The 18,493-nt window shown below is 71.8% G+C and carries 18 protein-coding genes and 1 riboswitch; of the genes, 4 read left to right on the top strand and 14 right to left on the bottom strand.

From position 1 onward, the window contains the following. Window positions 1-192 precede the first annotated feature (192 nt). Window positions 193-1,467, top strand: a complete 1,275-nt coding sequence (locus ACFV9O_RS17580) for a glycoside hydrolase family 18 protein (RefSeq protein ID WP_385418481.1) — start codon at window positions 193-195, stop codon at window positions 1,465-1,467. 71 nt (window positions 1,468-1,538) lie between these two features. Here ACFV9O_RS17580 and ACFV9O_RS17575 read toward each other — a convergent pair whose 3' ends face one another. Both ACFV9O_RS17575 and ACFV9O_RS17570 read right to left on the bottom strand, forming a co-directional pair. Further along, window positions 1,539-1,709 (bottom strand): SCO1431 family membrane protein, encoded by a 171-nt coding sequence (locus ACFV9O_RS17575; protein WP_385418478.1) that lies wholly within the window; start codon window positions 1,707-1,709, stop codon window positions 1,539-1,541. 95 nt (window positions 1,710-1,804) lie between these two features. Further along, window positions 1,805-3,178, bottom strand: coding sequence for a C39 family peptidase (locus ACFV9O_RS17570; protein ID WP_385418475.1), 1,374 nt, complete (start codon window positions 3,176-3,178; stop codon window positions 1,805-1,807). 243 nt (window positions 3,179-3,421) lie between these two features. Here ACFV9O_RS17570 and ACFV9O_RS17565 point away from each other — a divergent pair, with 243 nt between their 5' ends. Together ACFV9O_RS17565 and ACFV9O_RS17560 are read left to right on the top strand one after the other, a co-directional pair. Beyond that, complete coding sequence (locus tag ACFV9O_RS17565) at window positions 3,422-4,066, top strand: uridine kinase (protein WP_385418472.1); 645 nt, start codon at window positions 3,422-3,424, stop codon at window positions 4,064-4,066. Between the two features lie 358 nt (window positions 4,067-4,424). Next, on the top strand, window positions 4,425-6,317 hold the full coding sequence (locus tag ACFV9O_RS17560; RefSeq protein WP_385418470.1) for an AAA family ATPase: 1,893 nt from the start codon (window positions 4,425-4,427) through the stop codon (window positions 6,315-6,317). Window positions 6,318-6,620: 303 nt separating this feature from the next. Here the strand turns inward: ACFV9O_RS17560 and ACFV9O_RS17555 are convergent, their stop codons facing one another. The 11 genes from ACFV9O_RS17555 to ACFV9O_RS17505 form a co-directional block, all read right to left on the bottom strand. Next, entirely contained in the window at window positions 6,621-7,709 is a 1,089-nt protein-coding gene (locus tag ACFV9O_RS17555; protein WP_385418467.1) for a hemolysin family protein, read from the bottom strand. Beyond that, complete coding sequence (locus ACFV9O_RS17550; RefSeq protein ID WP_385418464.1) at window positions 7,706-9,046, bottom strand: hemolysin family protein; 1,341 nt, start codon at window positions 9,044-9,046, stop codon at window positions 7,706-7,708. The genes ACFV9O_RS17555 and ACFV9O_RS17550 overlap by 4 nt, the downstream gene beginning before the upstream one ends. A gap of 184 nt (window positions 9,047-9,230) precedes the next feature. After that, the gene (locus ACFV9O_RS17545) at window positions 9,231-9,695 is read right to left on the bottom strand and encodes a PH domain-containing protein (protein WP_385418461.1); all 465 of its coding nucleotides are present in this window, start codon (window positions 9,693-9,695) and stop codon (window positions 9,231-9,233) included. A 14-nt stretch (window positions 9,696-9,709) separates the two neighbouring features. After that, window positions 9,710-10,558 (bottom strand): ATP phosphoribosyltransferase, encoded by an 849-nt coding sequence (gene hisG / locus ACFV9O_RS17540; RefSeq protein ID WP_385418458.1) that lies wholly within the window; start codon window positions 10,556-10,558, stop codon window positions 9,710-9,712. 78 nt (window positions 10,559-10,636) lie between these two features. Continuing rightward, window positions 10,637-10,909: a phosphoribosyl-ATP diphosphatase gene (locus ACFV9O_RS17535; protein ID WP_093658196.1), complete on the bottom strand. Its 273-nt coding sequence runs from the start codon at window positions 10,907-10,909 to the stop codon at window positions 10,637-10,639. Between the two features lie 33 nt (window positions 10,910-10,942). Further along, window positions 10,943-11,428 carry a 6,7-dimethyl-8-ribityllumazine synthase gene (gene ribH, locus ACFV9O_RS17530; protein ID WP_385418455.1) on the bottom strand — a complete coding sequence of 162 codons (486 nt, stop codon included), beginning with the start codon at window positions 11,426-11,428 and terminating at the stop codon, window positions 10,943-10,945. 83 nt (window positions 11,429-11,511) lie between these two features. Continuing rightward, window positions 11,512-12,810: a bifunctional 3,4-dihydroxy-2-butanone-4-phosphate synthase/GTP cyclohydrolase II gene (locus ACFV9O_RS17525; protein ID WP_385418452.1), complete on the bottom strand. Its 1,299-nt coding sequence runs from the start codon at window positions 12,808-12,810 to the stop codon at window positions 11,512-11,514. Then, the gene (locus ACFV9O_RS17520; RefSeq protein WP_385418486.1) at window positions 12,807-13,448 is read right to left on the bottom strand and encodes a nicotinamide riboside transporter PnuC; all 642 of its coding nucleotides are present in this window, start codon (window positions 13,446-13,448) and stop codon (window positions 12,807-12,809) included. The genes ACFV9O_RS17525 and ACFV9O_RS17520 overlap by 4 nt, the downstream gene beginning before the upstream one ends. Window positions 13,449-13,453: 5 nt before the next feature. Continuing rightward, the gene (locus ACFV9O_RS17515) at window positions 13,454-14,062 is read right to left on the bottom strand and encodes a riboflavin synthase (protein ID WP_385418449.1); all 609 of its coding nucleotides are present in this window, start codon (window positions 14,060-14,062) and stop codon (window positions 13,454-13,456) included. Further along, window positions 14,063-15,148: a bifunctional diaminohydroxyphosphoribosylaminopyrimidine deaminase/5-amino-6-(5-phosphoribosylamino)uracil reductase RibD gene (ribD, locus tag ACFV9O_RS17510; protein WP_385418446.1), complete on the bottom strand. Its 1,086-nt coding sequence runs from the start codon at window positions 15,146-15,148 to the stop codon at window positions 14,063-14,065. It abuts the gene before it with no gap. Between the two features lie 165 nt (window positions 15,149-15,313). After that, window positions 15,314-15,444, bottom strand: a riboswitch (FMN riboswitch). A gap of 111 nt (window positions 15,445-15,555) precedes the next feature. Continuing rightward, window positions 15,556-16,146, bottom strand: a complete 591-nt coding sequence (locus tag ACFV9O_RS17505; RefSeq protein ID WP_385418443.1) for a GNAT family N-acetyltransferase — start codon at window positions 16,144-16,146, stop codon at window positions 15,556-15,558. A 384-nt stretch (window positions 16,147-16,530) separates the two neighbouring features. Here ACFV9O_RS17505 and ACFV9O_RS17500 point away from each other — a divergent pair, with 384 nt between their 5' ends. Continuing rightward, window positions 16,531-17,295, top strand: coding sequence for an SDR family oxidoreductase (locus tag ACFV9O_RS17500; RefSeq protein WP_385418440.1), 765 nt, complete (start codon window positions 16,531-16,533; stop codon window positions 17,293-17,295). On the opposite strand, the gene ACFV9O_RS17495 is transcribed toward ACFV9O_RS17500, so the two are convergent. Further along, window positions 17,292-18,482: an ROK family transcriptional regulator gene (locus ACFV9O_RS17495; RefSeq protein ID WP_385418438.1), complete on the bottom strand. Its 1,191-nt coding sequence runs from the start codon at window positions 18,480-18,482 to the stop codon at window positions 17,292-17,294. The genes ACFV9O_RS17500 and ACFV9O_RS17495 overlap by 4 nt on opposite strands. Window positions 18,483-18,493 lie beyond the last annotated feature (11 nt).

Raw genomic sequence — 18,493 nt, 5'->3', positions numbered from 1 at the left:
CACCTGGACGCTCGCAACGGCACACGCATAAGGCAAGGGGCTGCCCGGCCCACCGCCGGACAGCCCCACACGCAAGATTTTCAGTGATCTTCTAGTCCTTCTACCGTCCCTCTGGAGGCATGACCCGTTCATGCCATGTCCGCCGAAGCACCGTCCCCCACACGCTCTCCCTCCCCCACGAGGAGACACACGATGCTCGGATCCCCACCCCCACACACACGCCTGCGGGCGCTGATCACCGCTGCCTGTACGGCCGTGCTGGCCGCGGGCCTGCTCGGCGCCGCGGGCACCGCCACGGCGGGCGAAACCGCCGGCACCGCACGCACGACCGCGGCGACCGCGAAGACGGCCGCCATACCCATGGCCGGCTCCAAGGTGGTCGGCTACTTCACCAACTGGGGTGTCTACGGACGCAATTACCACGTCAAGAACATCGAGGCCTCCGGCTCGGCGAACAAGCTCACCCACATCAACTACGCCTTCGGCGACGTCACTGGCGGCACATGCGTGATCGGTGACTCCTTCGCGGACCACGAGAAGGCGTACACCGCCGACCAGTCCGTGGACGGCGTCGCCGACACCTGGGACCAGCCGCTGCGCGGCAGCTTCAACCAGTTGCGCAAGCTGAAGAAACTGCACCCGAACCTCAAGGTCGTCTGGTCCTTCGGCGGCTGGACCTGGTCAGGCGGTTTCACGGAGGCGGCCAAGAACCCGGCGGCCTTCGCCGACTCCTGCTACAGCCTCGTCGAGGACCCGCGCTGGGCGGACGTCTTCGACGGCATCGACATCGACTGGGAGTACCCCAACGCCTGCGGGCTGTCCTGCGACACCAGCGGCCGTGACGCCTTCACGAAGCTGATGTCGGCGCTCCGGGCGAAGTTCGGCACGTCGAACCTCGTCACCGCGGCCATCACGGCCGACGCGAGCAGCGGGGGCAAGATCGACACCACGGACTATGCGGGCGCCGCCCAGTACGTCGACTGGTACAACCCGATGACGTACGACTTCTTCGGCGCCTGGGCCGCCCAGGGCCCGACCGCACCGCACTCCCCCCTCACCTCGTACACCGGCATCCCGCAGCAGGGCTTCACCACGGACGCGGCGATCACGAAGCTCAAGGGCCTCGGGATCCCGCCGGGCAAGCTGCTGCTGGGCATCGGCTTCTACGGGCGCGGCTGGACCGGTGTGACCCGGAGCGCGCCGGGCGGCACGGCGACGGGGCCGGCCCCGGGCACGTACGAGCAGGGCATCGACGACTACAAGGTGCTCAAGGCCAAGTGCCCGGCCAACGGCACGGTCGCGGGGACGGCGTACGCACACTGCGGGACGCAGTGGTGGAGCTACGACACGCCGGCGACCATCGCCGGGAAGATGACGTACAAGAACCAGCAGGGCCTGGGAGGCACGTTCTTCTGGGAGCTCAGCGGTGACACCGCGAACGGAGAGCTGATCAGGTCGATCAGCTGAGCGGGGTCTCGGACCGGAGGGGGCGGGGAGCGGGTCGGTTCCTCGCCCCCTCTGTCACAGCAGTCCGGCTGTCACAGCAGTCCGGCCTGGGTGACGAGCATCGCGAAGACGACCACGAGGGTCCAGCCCAGGATGTGTTCGAGGATCTTGGGGCCGTCGTCCTTGGGGCCTCCGGTGCGGGCCCGGGTGGCGGTGGCGCTGGTCGCGGTCATGGCTGCTCGCTCGGTTGTCGTCGTGGTCATGGACGTCCCCCCGCTGACATACCGGTCCACAATGCCAGGCGCAGGGCCCGCGGGCAGTGACACCGGTCACCACCCGCGGGCGGGGAGCGCCCGCGTCAGCGGATGCCGAGGGCGGCAAGAGCCTTGCGCTGGGCGGCCGTCGGGTGCTCGGGCCAGTAGAGGTAGCAGACGCCGCCTGTGCCGGACACCACTTTCCCGCTGGCGTTGTACCGCTTGGTACGCAGCCAGATGTTCTCCCACTCGCGGCGCCGGTAGACCCGGCGTACGGCGGCGTTGCTCGGTGAGGCCGGGTCGTTCGCGATCACGTCGCCGTCGGCGGTGAAGCCGATGACGGTCATCAGATGGCCCGAGGTGCCGTACCCGGCGCCGGTCAGTTCCCCCTTGAGGAAGGACTGCGACGTTATGGCCGGGATGCCGGCCCGGACGACGTTCTCGAGCTCGCCGAGCGACCGGAGCCGGGTCACCACGGCGTTCATGTCCCGGTAGGTGGCCGCGTAGGCGGCGTTGAAGGGCCAGTTTCCGCAGCCCGCGTACTGGTGGTCGTAGGTGTGCCGGGCCGCGTGGCAGACCTGGGGGTCCGCGAAGTCGGGGTTGACCCAGGCGAGGTCGTCGGCGGTCGGCTTCCGCCCCCAGTATTCGATGATCATCTGCGAGGAGGTGGGGCTGCACCAGGCCTCGCCGCCGTTGTCGTACTCGGGGTACTGGCCGACGTGCGTGTTCTGCGAGTACCGGGGCACCGCCAGCTCGCGCGCGAGCGCGGGCGTGGACGCGGGCACGGTGAAGCGGTCCGGAATGTCGGACGCCATGGCCCCGACGCGCCACACCGTGGGGGTGAGGTCCGTGCCCGGGGCGCGGTACAGGGTGAGGCGCAGCCGGTACGAGACGAGCCGCAGCCCGCTCGCCGGGTCGTCCACGGAGAAGGTGTCGGTCCAGATGGTGCTTCTGCCGTCGGTCTGGTCGTCGACGGAGGTTCGGCGGATGTCGCTGCCGCCGTCGCCCGAGGCCCAGCGGCCCATGACGAACCAGGGGGTCGCGGTGCCGTCCGAGTACGTACCCGACAGCTCCACCTGCAGCCAGGTGCCGGCCGGGGTGCGGGCGTTCCAGGAGGCGATGACCTCGGTCGCGGGCACCGCTGGGCGGTGCACGGGCGAGGTCCAGGTGGCGTACTCCCAGGCAGCGGTCCTCCCGGTGTGCGGGTCCGCGTAGTCGATGCGGCCCGCGGGGGTCGCGATGACGAGGGCGGGCCGGAGCCCGGCGAGGGCGCGGGTGCCGGCCGGCGCGCCCTGCCGCCAGTCGGGGTACGAGGTCCAGAAGCGGTTGTCGACGAGCGGGCCTGCCGCAGCCGTGGCCGAGGCCCGGGCCTGTCCGGTGGCGGCGGCCGTCGGTGCGGCCTGGGCCACCGGGGCCGCTCCGGCCGCGGCGGCGAGTGCGGCGGTCAGAACGGTTCTGCGCGAAGCGGGTCTGGTCATGGGACCTCCGTCTCGGGGCGCGGCAGTCTCGCGGCGCCCGCAGGCGCGATGGGGCGCTCGGGGCGCGCCGGACGGCGCGCACACGTCGTGACACGGGGACAACTCCCGGCAACTATTGCGGTTCCGGTACGGCTTCTGCCAGCGATTCGCGTCGTGCCGCGCGCCCAATATTGGTCTCGACCAGTGGAGTGACCTGCGGCGGCGCTCGGCCGTCCGGCCCAAGGGCCCCTTAGGGTGACCCCTATGAGCCCCGCCGCCCTCCTCGATCCCGGCCGCGCCGCCGCCGGACTCCGCGCCCTGTCGCCGTCCTGCGGCCAGGTCCGGCTGATCGCGGTGGACGGGCACGCCGGCTCGGGGAAGAGCACCTTCACGGCCCTGCTCGCCGACGCCCTCGGCGGCGCTCCCGTACTCCATCTCGACGACATCGCCACGCACGGCGAACTGTTCGAGTGGACCGGCCGGTTGCTCGACCAGGTGATCGGGCCGCTGTCGCGGGGCGAGAGCGCGCTCTACGAGCCGTACGACTGGAACCTGCGCCGCTTCGGCGCGCCCCGTCCGCTGCCCGCCGAGCCGGTCGTCCTCGTCGAGGGCGTGGGGTCGGGCCGCCGTGCGCTGCGGCCGCATCTCGCCCGGCTGCTCTGGATGGACCGGGGCCCGCGGGAGTCCTGGGTGCGCGGGCGGCACCGCGACGGTCCCACGCTCTCCGGGTTCTGGGACGGGTGGATCGAGGCGGAGACACGCCACTTCGCCGAGGATCCCTCGCGGCCCTTCGCGGACACCCTGGTACGGGAGTGGCCCGAGGGGTACGAGTGGTGTCCGGGACCTCGTGCGACAGCGGGAGCGAGTCACTTCCTCACGGAACGTGACCGGCCCCGACCTCCGTACTGAGCAGTCGGAAATCCGCCCCGCCGAGTGCCCCAACTCCGCTTGACCCAAGGCCCATACAGGTCTTACGTTCTCAATGTGCGGCTTTCCGAAGCCGCCCGGACGCGAGGCCCCCGGTTGTTCCCCCGTGATCGGGGGCTTCGTTCTGCCCTCGCTCCCATCCCCCGGCGCCCTCCGCCCACCCGGTGCTCACCCTGGGTCACGATCTGCGGGACGCTCGCGCCACCCTTAATCACCCGCCCCTGCGCAGGTACGATGCCCTTCGGTGCGGTCAATTCCCGTCCGCGAGAAGGTGGTTCAGCACGCTCCGACGGGCGCCCGCCCGGCGGGATGGCACGGGGGCACGGTAGTGGGGGACCCGATGGACATCGGCACGCAGGGCGCGCTGGCCCCGGCCGACCTCGCCTGGGTGCGCGGTGTGGACGCCTACACCATGGGCGCCTATCCGCAGGCGGAGGAGGAATTCAGGACCGCGGTGCGGCTCGACCCCGGAATGGCGGACGGCTGGCTCGGTCTGCATGCGCTGCGCGTGGACACGACGACCGCGCTGCTGCGGATGTACCGCAACAGGGAGCGCTTCGGCGAGCAGCGGGCCCGGCACCGACGCACGCTGAACTCCTGGTACTGGCTGGGCTGGTGGGTGCAGCCGGTCCTGGAAAGCCCGCGCGACCTGCTGCTCGCCCATGCCTCGCACTGGCTCGACGGCCGCCATGTACCGGAGCTCGACCGGGCGCTCGCCGGGCTGCCGCCCGTCGACACCGACCCGCAGGTGCGCTTCCTGCACGCCTGCCGGGCCTACCTGGTCAAGGACTGGGAGCAGCTCGTGCGGCACACCGAGCCGCTCGTGAACGATCCGCTGCTCGGCATCGAGGCGGGGCTCTTCGGGGGCATGGCGCGGGTCCGCCTGGAGATGTACGGGCAGGCCGAGCCGTTGCTGTCCGCGGCGCTGATGCGCTGCCGCAGCGAGCAGCCGCAGCGCAAGGAGCTGCGCTACTGGCTGGCGCGCGCCCATGAGGGGACCGGGCGCAGTGCCGCGGCGCTGCCGCTGTACCGGGCGGTGCACCGGGTCGACCCGGCGTTCATGGACACCTCGGCGCGGCTCGCGGCGATCACCGAGTACGACGGGATCGACGGGGTCGACGAGCCGGCCGGGCTCGCCGCGGTGTCACTGGCGGGCGCCGGCCTGGGGCAGGACGCGGTGGACGCGCAGTCCGAGGCCGAGCCGCCGCTCGTGTCCGAGCCGCGGTTCGGCGCCGACCCGCAGGCGCAGTTCGGCTCCGCCGTGCCCGCCGACGGCGTACGGGAGAAGGCGGCCGTACCGTCCCAGCCGGCCCCGCCCCAGTTCCCCGCGAGCCCCACCGACCCGGTGCTCCTCGCCGACGCGCTGGCGGAGCTGGAGCGGATGGTGGGCCTGGAGCCGGTGAAGCGGCAGGTGAAGGCGCTGTCCGCGCAGCTGAACATGGCGCGGCTGCGGGCGGGCCAGGGGCTGCCGGTGCAGCCCCCGAAGCGCCACTTCGTCTTCTCCGGTCCCTCCGGCACCGGCAAGACGACCGTGGCGCGCATCCTCGGCCGGGTCTTCTACGCCCTCGGGCTGCTGGGCGGGGACCATCTGGTGGAGGCGCAGCGGTCCGACCTGGTCGGTGAGTTCCTCGGCCAGACGGCGGTGAAGGCGAACGAGCTGATCGACTCCGCGCTCGGCGGGGTGCTCTTCGTGGACGAGGCGTACTCCCTCTCCAACTCGGGGTACAGCAAGGGCGACGCGTACGGCGACGAGGCGCTGCAGGTGCTGCTGAAGCGTGCCGAGGACAACCGCGACCACCTCGTGGTCATCCTGGCCGGATACCCGGAGGGCATGGACCGGCTCCTCGCGGCCAACCCCGGCCTGTCGTCGCGCTTCACGACCCGGGTCGACTTCCCCTCGTACCGCCCCTTGGAGCTCACCGCGATCGGCGAGGTGCTCGCCGCGGCCAACGGCGATCTGTGGGACGAGGAGGCCCTGGACGAGCTGCGCTCGATCAGCGGCCATGTGGTGGACCAGGGGTGGATCGACGAGCTCGGCAACGGCCGCTTTCTGCGCACCCTGTACGAGAAGAGCTGCGCATACCGGGACCTGCGGCTCTCGGGGTATTCCGGTACCCCGACCCGCGAGGACCTGGCGACGCTGCGGCTGCCCGATCTGATGCAGGCCTACGGCGAGGTCCTCTCGGGCCGCGGCCCTGCGGACCGCGGCCCGCAGGACCCGCCACCGACGTGACGCGCCGCCCGGCCTCTGGCCTCCCGGCCCCGGGGGGCACGGCGTACCGCCCCCGCGCGGTGAGCCGGAGTGTCCGTCCTCAACGCCGGACAGGCTGGGTGGGTGGGTGGCCGGTGCCGGCTGCTTCGGAGGCCCGCCGGGAGGATCGAGGCCGAGCGCCGTCCCCCAGGCGGGGCTGGGCACAGGGGGAGTCCGAGGCGCGGGGGTTCGGGGGCGGAGCCCCCTGCAACGGGGACTGGGGCAGCGTCCCGGTTCGGGAAGGGGCGGGGTGGGGAAGAGGAAACCCGCGCCCCGCCCCCGCGCTCAGCCGGCCAGCGCCCGTTCCGCGTCCGCCGGGGGGGCGGAGGGGACCGGCAGGACGGCCCGGTGGGCGGGGTCACGGACCTCGCCGACCAGCATCTCCAGCACGTCCTCCAGGGCGACAAGCCCCAGCACCCGCCCCGACGCGTCGGCGACCTGCGCCAGATGCGTCGCCGCGCGGCGCATCACCGTCAGGGCGTCGTCCAGCGGCAGCTCGGCCCGCAGCGTGGCCATCGGCCGCCAGATGTGCTGCGGTACGGCCCGCTCGCCGTCCTCCAGGTCGAGGACGTCCTTGACGTGGAGGTAGCCCATGAACGGCCCGTTGCCCTCGCCGCGCACCGGGAACCGGGAGTAGCCCGTGCGTACCGTCAGCTCCTCGATCTGGCGGGGCGTCACCGACGGCGGCACGGTCACGAGGTCCGAGCGGGCGATGAGGACGTCCGTCACCGGGCGGCTGCCCAGCTCCAGCGCGTCCTCGAGCCGCTCCTGCTCCTCCGGGTCGAGGAGACCCGCCTGGCCGGCGTCCTCGACCAGCTGGCCCAGCTGGTCACTGGTGAAGGCCGCCTCGACCTCGTCCTTCGGCTCGACCCGGAACAGCTTCAGCACCAGCCGGGCGCACGCCCCGAGCCCCGCCGTCACCGGGCGGCACAGCCGGGCGAAACCGACCAGCCCCGGGCTGAGCCAGAGCGCGGTCTTCTCCGGAGCGGCCATGGCCAGGTTCTTCGGCAGCATCTCGCCGATGACGAGATGGAGGAAGACGACGACGGCGAGGGCGACGACGTAGCCGAGCGGATGGATCAGCGCCTCGGGGACGTGGACGGCGTGGAAGACCGGTTCCAGGAGATGGGCCACGGTCGGCTCGGCCACCGCGCCGAGCGTCAGCGAACAGACGGTGATGCCGAACTGCGCGGCGGCCATCATCTGCGGCAGGTTCTCCAGGCCGTGCAGCACCTGACGGGCCCGCGAGGACCCTGCTGCGGCGAGGGGCTCGATCTGGCTGCGCCGTACGGACACGAGGGCGAACTCGGCGCCGACGAAGAAGCCGTTCGCGAGCACGAGCAACAGCGCGAACAGCAGTTGGAGGAGGCTCATCGGGCGCCCTCCGCCATGGCCGGGACGTCGGAGGTGCGCACCAGTTTGACGCGCTCCGCCCGGTACCGGTCCACCTGGCGCACGGACAGCCGCCAGCCGGGCAGCTCCGCCCTGTCGCCAGGGGCCGGGATCCTGCCCAGCAGATCGGCGACCAGCCCGGCGACGGTCTCGTAGGGACCGTCGGGCACGTCGAGGCCTATCCGCCGCAGGGTGAGGACCCGGCAGCTGCCGTCGGCCTCCCACGCCGGATTGCCGTCCTCGGGCGCGACCGGGGCCAGCTCGGGCCGCCCGTCCCCCTCGGCGTCGTGCTCGTCACGGACCTCGCCGACGAGCTCCTCGACGATGTCCTCCAGGGTGACGACTCCGGCCGTGCCGCCGTACTCGTCGACGACGACGGCGATCGGCTGCTCGCTGCGCAGCCGCTCCAGCAGCTGCCGCACCGGAAGAGTCTCGGGCACCAGCAGCGGGGCGACCGAGACGCGGCCGACCGGGGTGCGCTGCCGCTGGTGCGCCTGGACGGCCAGCGCGTCCTTCAGATGGACCATGCCGACGATCTCGTCGATGCGGTCCCGGTAGACCGGGAAGCGCGAGAGACCGGTGGCGCGGGTGAGGTTGAGGACGTCCGCCGCGGTCGCGTCGGACTGGAGGGCGCTCATCTTCACGCGGGGGGTCATCACGTGCTGGGCGGTGAGATGGCCCAGCGACAGGGTGCGTACGAACAGATCCGCAGTGTCCTGCTCCAGCGCACCGGCGCGGGCCGAGTGGCGGGCCAGGGAGACCAGTTCGCCGGGGGTACGGGCGGACGCCAGCTCCTCGGCGGGCTCCACGCCGAGGGCCCGCACCAGGCGGTTGGCGACGGCGTTGAGCAGCGCGATCACGGGCCGGAAGGCGGTGGCGAAGCGGTGCTGCGGGCCGGCCACGAAACGGGCGACCTGCAGCGGCCGTGACACCGCCCAGTTCTTGGGGACGAGCTCGCCGACCACCATCTGGACGGCGGACGCGAGCAGCATGCCGATCACCACCGCGACGCCGGGGACGACCCCGTCGGGTATCCCGACCGCCGTGAGCGGTCCGTCGAGCAGCTGTGCGAGCGCGGGCTGGGCGAGCATGCCGACGACGAGGGAGGTGATGGTGATGCCGAGCTGTGTGCCGGACAGCTGGAACGACAGCTCGCGCAGGGCTCGTACGACGCTCCTGGCGCGGCGGTCACCCTCGGCGGCGGCGCGCTCGGCGTCCGCGCGCTCCACGGTGACGAGGCCGAACTCGGCGGCCACGAAGAAGCCGTTCGCGAGGATGAGAAGGAAGGCCGCGCAGAGCAGCAGTAGCGGGATGATCATGCCGCCGCCTCGCGGGAGGGGGCGGCGCAGGTACTACCGGACGATCCGTCCATTGCTGGAGGGAGTCACTCCTCGGGTCGCAGGTGCCTCACGGGCCACCGTTGGCCACGCGGGTGTGAGGCGGAGGCGCACTCGGCGCCTCCGCTTCAAGAGTAGTCACGACCCTGCCCCACTGGGCAGGGGCTCAGCGGTTGTCGGTGCCGGTGCCGCGGGTTTCCGCGAGTGCGCGCAGGGACCGTGCGTCCCGGACGGCGTGCTCACGTGCGATTCCCGGCTGAATACCGAGGGCGGGGAGGCTGGTTCCGTCACTCAGATCGAGGAAGACCCAGGGGTCACCCGGACGGAGGTTGACACGGAGGATCTCCGGCCACTCGAGTCGGCGGCTGCGGGTCAGGTTGACCACGGTGACGCCCTGGTCGTCGGCGACGACCTTGGGGCGGCTGAGCAGGGCCAGTACGCCGAAGAAGAGCAGCGCGGTGAGGACGAAGCTGATGCGCTCGCCCGCGGTGAGCTTCTCCAGCGCGAAGGCGACGGCGGTGATCACGGCGAACATCACCGTCCCGACGGACAGCAGGACGACCCGGGTGCGGGTCGGCCTGAAGGTCACGGGGAGGGCGGGGAGTTCCTGTTCCACTTGTTCCACAGACATGAATCGGGCCGCCTTCAGAGGCGGCAGGCGTGGATCGCCGTGGTCAGGATCGCCCGGGCGCCCAGCTCGTACAGATCGTCCATGATCCGCTGCGCCTCCTTGGCCGGGACCATCGCGCGGACGGCGACCCAGCCCTCGTTGTGCAGCGGGGAGACGGTCGGCGATTCAAGGCCCGGCGTGAGGGCGACGGCCTGCTCCAGGTTCTCGACCCGGCAGTCGTAGTCCATCATCACGTAGCTGCGGGCCACGAGGACGCCCTGGAGGCGGCGCAGGAACTGCTGGACCTTGGGGTCGTCGGCCTTCGCGCCGGTGCGGCGGATGACGACGGCCTCGGAGGTGAGGATCGGCTCTCCGATGACGCCGAGGCCGGCGTTGCGCAGGCTGGTGCCGGTCTCCACGACGTCGGCGATGACCTGGGCGACGCCGAGTTCGATCGCGGTCTCGACGGCGCCGTCGAGGTGGACGACGGACGCGTCGATGCCGTTGTCGGCGAGGTGCTTGGCGACGATGCCCTCGTACGAGGTGGCGATCGTCAGCCCGCCGAAGTCCTCGACTCCCGACGCGGTGCCGGGCTTCGTCGCGTAGCGGAACGTGGAGCGGGCGAAGCCGAGCTGGAGGATCTCCTCGGCGTTGGCGCCGGAGTCGAGGAGCAGGTCACGGCCGGTGATGCCGATGTCGAGGCGGCCCGAGCTGACATAGATCGCGATGTCGCGGGGGCGCAGGTAGAAGAACTCGACCTCGTTCTCCGGGTCGACCAGCACGAGCTCCTTGGAGTCCTTGCGCTGGAGGTAGCCCGCCTCATGGAGCATCTCCCCCGCAGGTCCGGAGAGTGAACCCTTGTTGGGGACGGCGATGCGCAGCATGAGGTGGGCTTCCTTTGCTCGGGAATCGGGTGAGGGGGTGAGGGCGAAGGTGAGGGTGGGCCTGTCCGAGCAGTGTGCTCAGAGATGGGCGTAGACGTCGTCCAAGGAGATCCCCCGGGCGACCATCATCACCTGGACGTGGTACAGCAGCTGGGAGATCTCCTCGGCCGCGGCTTCCTTGCCCTCGTACTCGGCGGCCATCCAGACCTCTGCGGCCTCCTCGACGACCTTCTTGCCGATGGCATGGACGCCCTTGTCCACCAGTTCGGCGGTGCGGGAGGTGGCGGGATCGCCGTTGGCGGCCTTGTGCTGGAGCTCGGCGAAGAGCTCCTCGAACGTCTTCTTGGACATGGTGGTCCCACCCTACGCGGAAGTGGGCCCTCCTCAGCGCCAGGGTTCAGATACTGAGCGCAGGATGGCGGCGGTGGCGACGGCGGCAGTGACCGCCTCGTGTCCCTTGTCCTCGTTGGAGCCCTCGAGGCCGGCCCGGTCGAGGGCTTGCTCCTCCGTGTCGCAGGTGAGTACGCCGAAGCCGACGGGAACGCCCGTGTCGATCGAGACCTGGGTGAGGCCCTGGGTGACGCCCTGGCACACGTACTCGAAGTGGGGCGTGCCGCCACGGATGACGACGCCGAGCGCGACGATCGCGTCGTAGCCGCGGCCCGCCAGCACCTTGGCGACGACCGGGAGCTCGAAGCTGCCGGGGACCCGCAGCAGGGTCGGCTCGTCGATGCCGAGGTCGTGCAGCGCGCGCAGGGCGCCGTCGACGAGGCCGTCCATGATCTTCTCGTGCCACTGGGCCGCGATGACGGCCACGCGGAGGTCTCCGCAGTTGCGTACGGACAGTTCGGGTGCGCCCTTGCCGCTCACGTGTCTCCTCGAATTCCTGTTCGTGCTGTCTTACTGTTCGTGCTGTCTTGCTGGTCCGGCCGCTTTTGCGGGCCTTACCGGTCCTACTGGTTGCTGCACGTGGACGCGGTGGCGGCGTCCAGCCAGGGCAGGTCGTGCCCCATCCGGTCCCGCTTGGTCCGCAGGTACCGAAGATTGTGTTCGCCCGCCTGCACCGGCATCGGCTCGCGGCCCTCGACGTTCAGGCCGTGCCGCACCAGAGCGGTGATCTTGTCGGGGTTGTTGGTCATCAGCCGCAGGCTGCGTACGCCGAGGTCGACGAGGATCTGCGCCCCCGCGGCGTAGTCCCGGGCGTCGGCGGGCAGGCCGAGTTCGAGGTTGGCGTCCAGCGTGTCGCGGCCGCGCTCCTGGAGCTCGTACGCCCGCAGCTTGGACAGCAGGCCGATGCCGCGGCCCTCGTGGCCGCGGAGATAGACGACCACGCCGCGGCCGGCCTCGGTGATGCGCTCCATCGAGGCATGCAACTGGGGTCCGCAGTCGCAGCGCAGCGAGTGGAAGATGTCGCCGGTCAGGCACTCGGAGTGGACCCTGACCAGGACGTCGTCGCCGTCGCCGATGTCGCCGTGGACGAGCGCGACGTGCTCGACGCCGTCGACGGTGGAGCGGTAGCCGTACGCGGTGAACGCGCCGTGCGCCGTGGGCAGGTTGACCTCGGCCTCGCGGCGGACGGTGGGCTCGGAGCTGCGGCGGTACGCGATCAGGTCTTCGATGGAGATGATCGTAAGCCCGTGCTTGCGCGCGAACGGGATCAACTCGGGCAGCCGCAGCATGACGCCGTCCTCGCCGGCGATCTCGACGATCGCGCCGGCAGGTCGCAGACCCGCGAGCCGGGCGAGGTCGACGGCGGCCTCGGTGTGACCGTTCCGTACGAGCACGCCGCCCGGCTTGGCCCGCAGCGGGAAGACATGGCCGGGGCGCACGAAGTCGGACGGCTCGGCGCTGCCGTTCGCCAGCAGCTGGAGAGTGGTGGCCCGGTCGGCGGCGGAGATGCCGGTGGTCACGCCGTACCGGGGGGCCGCGTCGACGGAGACGGTGAAGGCCGTGCTCATCGACTCGGTGTTGTGCTCGACCATCTGCGGCAGCTGCAGCCGCTCCAGCTCGTCGCTCTCCATGGGCGCGCAGATCAGTCCGCGGCACTCGCTCATCATGAAGGCGACGATCTCGGGGGTGGCCTTCTCGGCGGCGATGACGAGGTCGCCCTCGTTCTCGCGGTCCTCGTCGTCGACGACGACGACGGGCCGGCCGGCGGCGATGTCACGGATGGCCTGCTCGACGGGGTCGAGGGCGAAGTCCTCGGCGTTGTCGCCGCTGTCCTCGGGGTACCAGGTGGGCAGCGCGGTCATGCCGGTGCTCCTTCCAGGGAGGGCTCGGCGCTGCGGCGGGAGCGCAGCCACCAGTCGCGCATGCCCCACAGGACGAGCGCGCCGTAGATCACGTAGACGAAACCGGAGAAGGCGTAGCCGTTGGCGAAGTTGAGCGGTACGCCGACGAGGTCGACGAGCAGCCAGGCGAACCAGAACTCGACCATGCCGCGCGCCTGGGCGTACATCGCGACGAGCGTGCCGACGAAGATGTACGCGTCCGGCCACGGGTCCCACGACAGGGTGGGGTAGGCGGTGAAGAGCAGGGCCACCGCGACGGTGCCGAGGGCAGCGCCCGCGAGCATGACGCCGCGCTCGCCCCAGGTGGCGAAGCGGATGGCGATCGAGCCGTCCTGGGCCCGTCCCTGGCCGCGGGTCCACTGCCAGTAGCCCCAGGCCGCGACGGCCATGACGACGACCTGCTTGCCGGCGCTGCCCGTCAGGTGGGGGGCGAACGCGGCGAAGAGGATGAGGCCGGACAGGAACTGGGTGGGCCAGGTCCATATCGAGCGACGCCAGCCGAGCGCGAGGGCGATCAGACCGATCACGTTGCCGATCATGTCGGACCACTTGATGTGCTGGTCGAAGGCGGTGAACGCCTCCCCGTTCAGCCAGTCCAGGGCGCTCACTTGGCGCTCTCCTCGGTCCGGGAGCCGAGCAGCCGCTCGACGTACTTGGCGATGACGTCGACCTCGAGGTTGACCGGGTCGCCCGCCTGCTTGATGCCGAGCGTGGTCAGGGCGAGCGTGGTGGGGATGAGGCTGATGGTGAAGTAGTCCGGCCCCGCGTCCACGACGGTGAGGCTGACCCCGTCGACGGTGATGGAGCCCTTCTCGACCACGTACCGGGCGAGGTCCGCGGGGAGCGAGATCTTGACGATCTCCCAGTTCTCGGACGGCTTGCGGTCGATGATGGTGCCGGTGCCGTCGACGTGCCCCTGCACGATGTGTCCGCCGAAGCGGCCGTCGGCCACCATCGGCCGCTCCAGGTTGACCCGGGAACCGACGGCGAGCGCGCCCAGGCTGGAGCGCTTCAGCGTCTCGGCCATCACATCGGCCGTGAACTCGCCGTCGGCGGTCTCGACGACGGTGAGGCAGACGCCGTTGACGGCGATGGAGTCGCCGTGCTTGGCACCTTCGGTGACGACGGGACCACGGAGGCGGAAGCGGGAGGCGTCGCCGAGATTCTCGACGGCGGTGATCTCACCCAGCTCTTCGACGATTCCGGTGAACACTCAAGCTCCCTTGGGGACGGGCCGAACGGTCGCGGTGATGCGCAGATCGGGGCCGATGCGGACGGTCTCGGTCACGTCGAGCCGCAACGCTTCGGTGATGGTGGAGATTCCGGCGTCGGCGAGGGCTGCGCGGCCCGCGCCGAGGAGTACGGGGGCGAGATAGCCGACGACCGTGTCGACGGCTCCCGCGGAGACGAAGGACCCGGCGAGGGTCGGGCCGCCTTCGAGGAGTACGGAGCGGACGCCGCGCTCGTGCAGGGCGGCCAGCAGGGCGGGTACGGAGAGACCGCTGCCGTCCCGGGGGATCCGTACGACGTCGGGCAGGTCGGTCTCGGCGTCCTCGGCGACGGCGATCAGGGTCGGCGCGGCGTCGTCGAGGACACGGGCACCGAGCTGGACGGCGGTGGCGTCGGTGTCGACGACGACGCGCAAGGGCTGTACGGAGCCGTCGGCACCGCGGACCGCGAGGTGCGGGTCGTCGGCGCGGGCGGTGCCGGAGCCGACGACGACCGCGTCGGCCTCGGCGCGCAGCCGGTGGACGTCGGCACGGGACTCGGGCGAGCTGATCCAGCGGCTGGTGCCGTCGGCGGCGGCGATGCGGCCGTCGAGGGTGGCGGCGTACTTCCACAGGACGTACGGACGGCCGAGGCGTACGGAGGTGAGCCAGGCGATGTTGACCGCTTCGGCCTCATCGGCCAGGAGCCCCTGCCCGACCGTGATCCCCGCGGCCCTGAGGGTGTCGGCACCACCGGTGGCCTGCGGGTTCGGGTCGGCGACCGCGTAGACGACCCGGGCGATACCGGCGTCGACGAGCGCCTGGGCGCAGGGGCCGGTGCGGCCGGTGTGGTTGCACGGCTCGAGGGTGACGTACGCGGTGCCGCCGCGGGCGCGCTCGCCCGCGGCGCGGAGGGCGTGGATCTCGGCGTGCGGGCCGCCGGCGCGCTGGTGGAACCCCTCGCCCACGGGCTGTCCGGACGCGTCCGTGATGACGCACCCGACGACCGGGTTGGGGCTGGTGGAGCCGAGTCCGCGGGCGGCGAGCTCAATCGCTCGGCGCATTGCGTCGGTGTCGGCTGCGGTGGCCACCGGGTCCTCCTGCCTTTTCGGGCACGGACTCCGGGGCTGTCGATGACGACAGAGAAGCGGAACAACACCTCACGGGGACGCCGAGCCCGACGGAACCGACCGTCCCGGGGAATTCCCGCCAGGACGATCAGCCACAGACGGCCGGCAGACCACGAGGGTCGCCCGCCGCGCACTGCCTCCCATCCGGACTTTCACCGTCGGTCCAGGAATTTCACCTGGTCAACCGTCCGCTGGATGCGGACGGGTCGCGGACTGTAACCGCCGGTTCGGAATTACACCGACCCCGGAGTGCGCTGCTGCTGATACAGGGCCAGTGTGCCACGCCCGGTCGTGGGCCATGCAGGGGAGGGGGTGTGGGCTGGCTCACAACCGACGGCGACGGGTCCGTCACTCCGGGCGTGGGCACATCACCGAGGATCCGCCCACTGGGAGTGGGGGTGGCCTTCGGCGGGGAACGCGGGCGGCAGCGCCGGCAGTGCGGAACGCAGGGCGAACCGGGATTCCTCGGCGACGCGGTGCGACGCCGGGTTGCCCACGGCATGGATCAGATCGAGCCGCTCCAGCGGCGTTGTCCGCCGCAGACCGAAGGCCCACCGCGAGACGGCCGACAGGGCACGTGGCGCGACCCCACGCCCTCGCGCCTGCGCCGCGACCCAGTAGCCGACCTCGGCCGAGTTCTTGTCCGGGGCCATTTCCTTCACCACGACCTGCCCGACCGGCCTGCCGAAGTCCTCGTCCTCGCCAGTCCGTTCCGGGCTCCGCCCCGGAGTCCGTTCCAGTACGGCGAAGCTGAACCGGGTGCCTGCGGACCACTGGTCCATCTGCTCGTCGATCCATCGGCGGGCGTCCGGCTCGCCGTCGATCCGCGTCTTCAACCAGCGCCGAAGGACCGGGTCCTGATGCGCGGCAGCGACTGCTTCCGCGTCGTCGGCGCACCACGGACGCAGCCGCAACGGCTGAGCGGAAGCAGTTCCCTCCACCGACAGCACCACGGACATCCCGCTCCCCCACTCACTGCGACCGTTGATCGACAATCTATCGCCGCGCCCTCGCGACGATCACGCCTCGCGCGTGCCGCCCCGTCAATGGGCAACCGCTTTCGGCCAGTTCAGGCCAGACGCCGCGGGATTGATCCAGACCTATTGACCGGAGTGGTCTAGTCCTCTTACTCTCACCGTCACCTCCCGGAGAGGACCGGCCGGTACGTACACACCGGGACCCAACACGACGCATTCCCCCGCCTGTTGGCCTTCGGCGGGTGACGCCTGCGCCCGCGAGAACGCCCGGCGGCGGTTCCCGGCCCTTGCCGCCGCCGGGTCCCCGGCCACCAAGGGCCGCGCACGCCCCCGGCACGCCCGTCCGTCGTCTGTCAGGCTGGTTCCATGACCACGATGCTGGTGACCGGTGGTACGGGAACGCTCGGCAGGCATGTCGTCGCCCGGCTCGGCGAGCTGGGCCACGACGTCCGCGTACTGAGCCGCCATTCGGCCGCGTACCCCGTCGATCTGCGCGACGGGTCCGGGCTCGACGCCGCGGTGGCGGGTGTGGACGTGGTCGTCCACTGCGCGTCGACGCGGACCGGCGGGGACGAGCAGGCCGCGAGCAATCTCGTCGCGGCGGCGAAGCGGGCGGGGGTCGGGCATCTCGTCCTCATCTCGATCGTCGGGGTGGATCGCGTGCCACTCGGCTACTACGCGACGAAGCTGAGGGTCGAGAAGATCATCGAAGGGTCCGGGATCGGCTGGACGGTGCTGCGCACCACCCAGTTCCACGATCTTGTGTTCACGATCCTGCACGGTGCGGCGAAGCTGCCGCTGATGCCGGTGGCGTCCGGCGTACGGATCCAGCCCGTCGAGACCGCCGAGGTCTCGGCCCGGCTCGCGGCACTGGCCGCGCGTGCCCCGGCGGGCCGTGTGGCGGACATGGGCGGGCCCGAGGTGCACACGCTGCGCGAGCTGGCGCAGCTGTATCTGCGGGCGACCGGACGCCGCCGCGTGCTGGTGCCGCTGTGGGTCCCGGGCCGGACGTTCCGCGCGCTGCAGCGCGGCTTGAACCTGGCGCCGGACCAGGCCGTGGGCAAGCGCACCTTCGAGGACTTCCTGCGCGAGCGGGCCCGCACGGCGGGCCCAGGCACGTCCGTGCGCTAGCGCACGGACGTGTAGAGGTCGTCCTGCGCAGCCTCGCGGGCGGTGAGGAGGGCGCCGCGGAGGACGCCCGCTCCGCCGAGCGCACCGGGGCGGACCTCGGTCCTGAGCGGAGACATCTCGCCGAGCCGCCGCTCGACCCGGGTCGCGAGCGCGGCACCGCCTGCGTGCCCGATCTCGCCGCCGAGGACGACACAGCCCGGGTCGAGCACGGCGACGGTCGCGGCGACGCCGATCGCGACGCGCTCCGCCAGCGCGCCGAGGAAGGCCTCCGCGGGAGCGGGCCCGGGAAGCGGCGCACCCGAGCGGTCCGGCACGGCGGCTGCCGCTGCCCGTACTGCGTGCTCGGCGTCGCCCTGGATGCCGTACCGCTCGGCGAGTCGGGCCACCGCCGCGCCGCCCGCGAGGGAATGGAAGCCGCCGTCGCACCCGTCGGCGCTGGGGAGGCCGCCCGTGCCCGGGACCGGGAGGAAGCCGATCTCGCCCGCGCCGCCCGAGGTGCCGCGGCGGAGGCGGCCGTCGAGGAAGAGGGCGGCGCCGATGCCCTGGCCGAGCCAGAGGAGGATGAAGGTGTCGCGGTCGCGGGCGGCACCGAGGCGCTGTTCGGCGACGGCGGCAAGGTTGGTCTCGTTCTCGACGAGCACGGTGGCGGGAAGCCGTTCCTGCAGGGCGGCGACGAGCCTGCGGTGCCAGGCGGGCAGGCCGGTGGAGTCCCGCAGCTCGCCGGTCACGGGGTCGATCAGCCCCGGTGCCCCGACACCGACGCTGTGCAGCCTGGCCACGCCCGCCTCGCGCGCCGTGCGCTCCAGCAACGCGACGGCCCGCTCGACCGCGGGTTCGGTGCCGGTGTCGGTGCCGATCGGGAGGGTCGCATCGGCGAGCGTGGCACCGAGCAGATCGGCGACCACGACCGAGACGCCCTGGGTGCGCACATCGAGGGCCGCGAGATGCGCCCGGTCGGCGACGATCCCGTACAGCCTGGCGTTCGGGCCGCGGCGCTGCTCGCCGACCTCTCCCACGACGTGGACCAGCCCCGACCCCTGCAGCCGTTCCACGAGGTCGGCGACGGTCGGGCGGGAGAGTCCGGTCAGGGTCTTGAGCTGACCTGCCGTCAACGGGCCCTTGTCCTGCAGCAGTCGCAGGGCGAGCCGGTCGTTGATGGCCCGTGCGGTGCTCGGGGATGCGGGCATGCCGGGAATCC

The sequence above is a fragment of the Streptomyces sp. NPDC059909 genome (assembly GCF_042730885.1).
Classification (GTDB): domain Bacteria; phylum Actinomycetota; class Actinomycetes; order Streptomycetales; family Streptomycetaceae; genus Streptomyces.
Note: the sequence above shows the minus strand (reverse complement) of the source record. Positions and strands in the feature narration are given on the sequence as shown.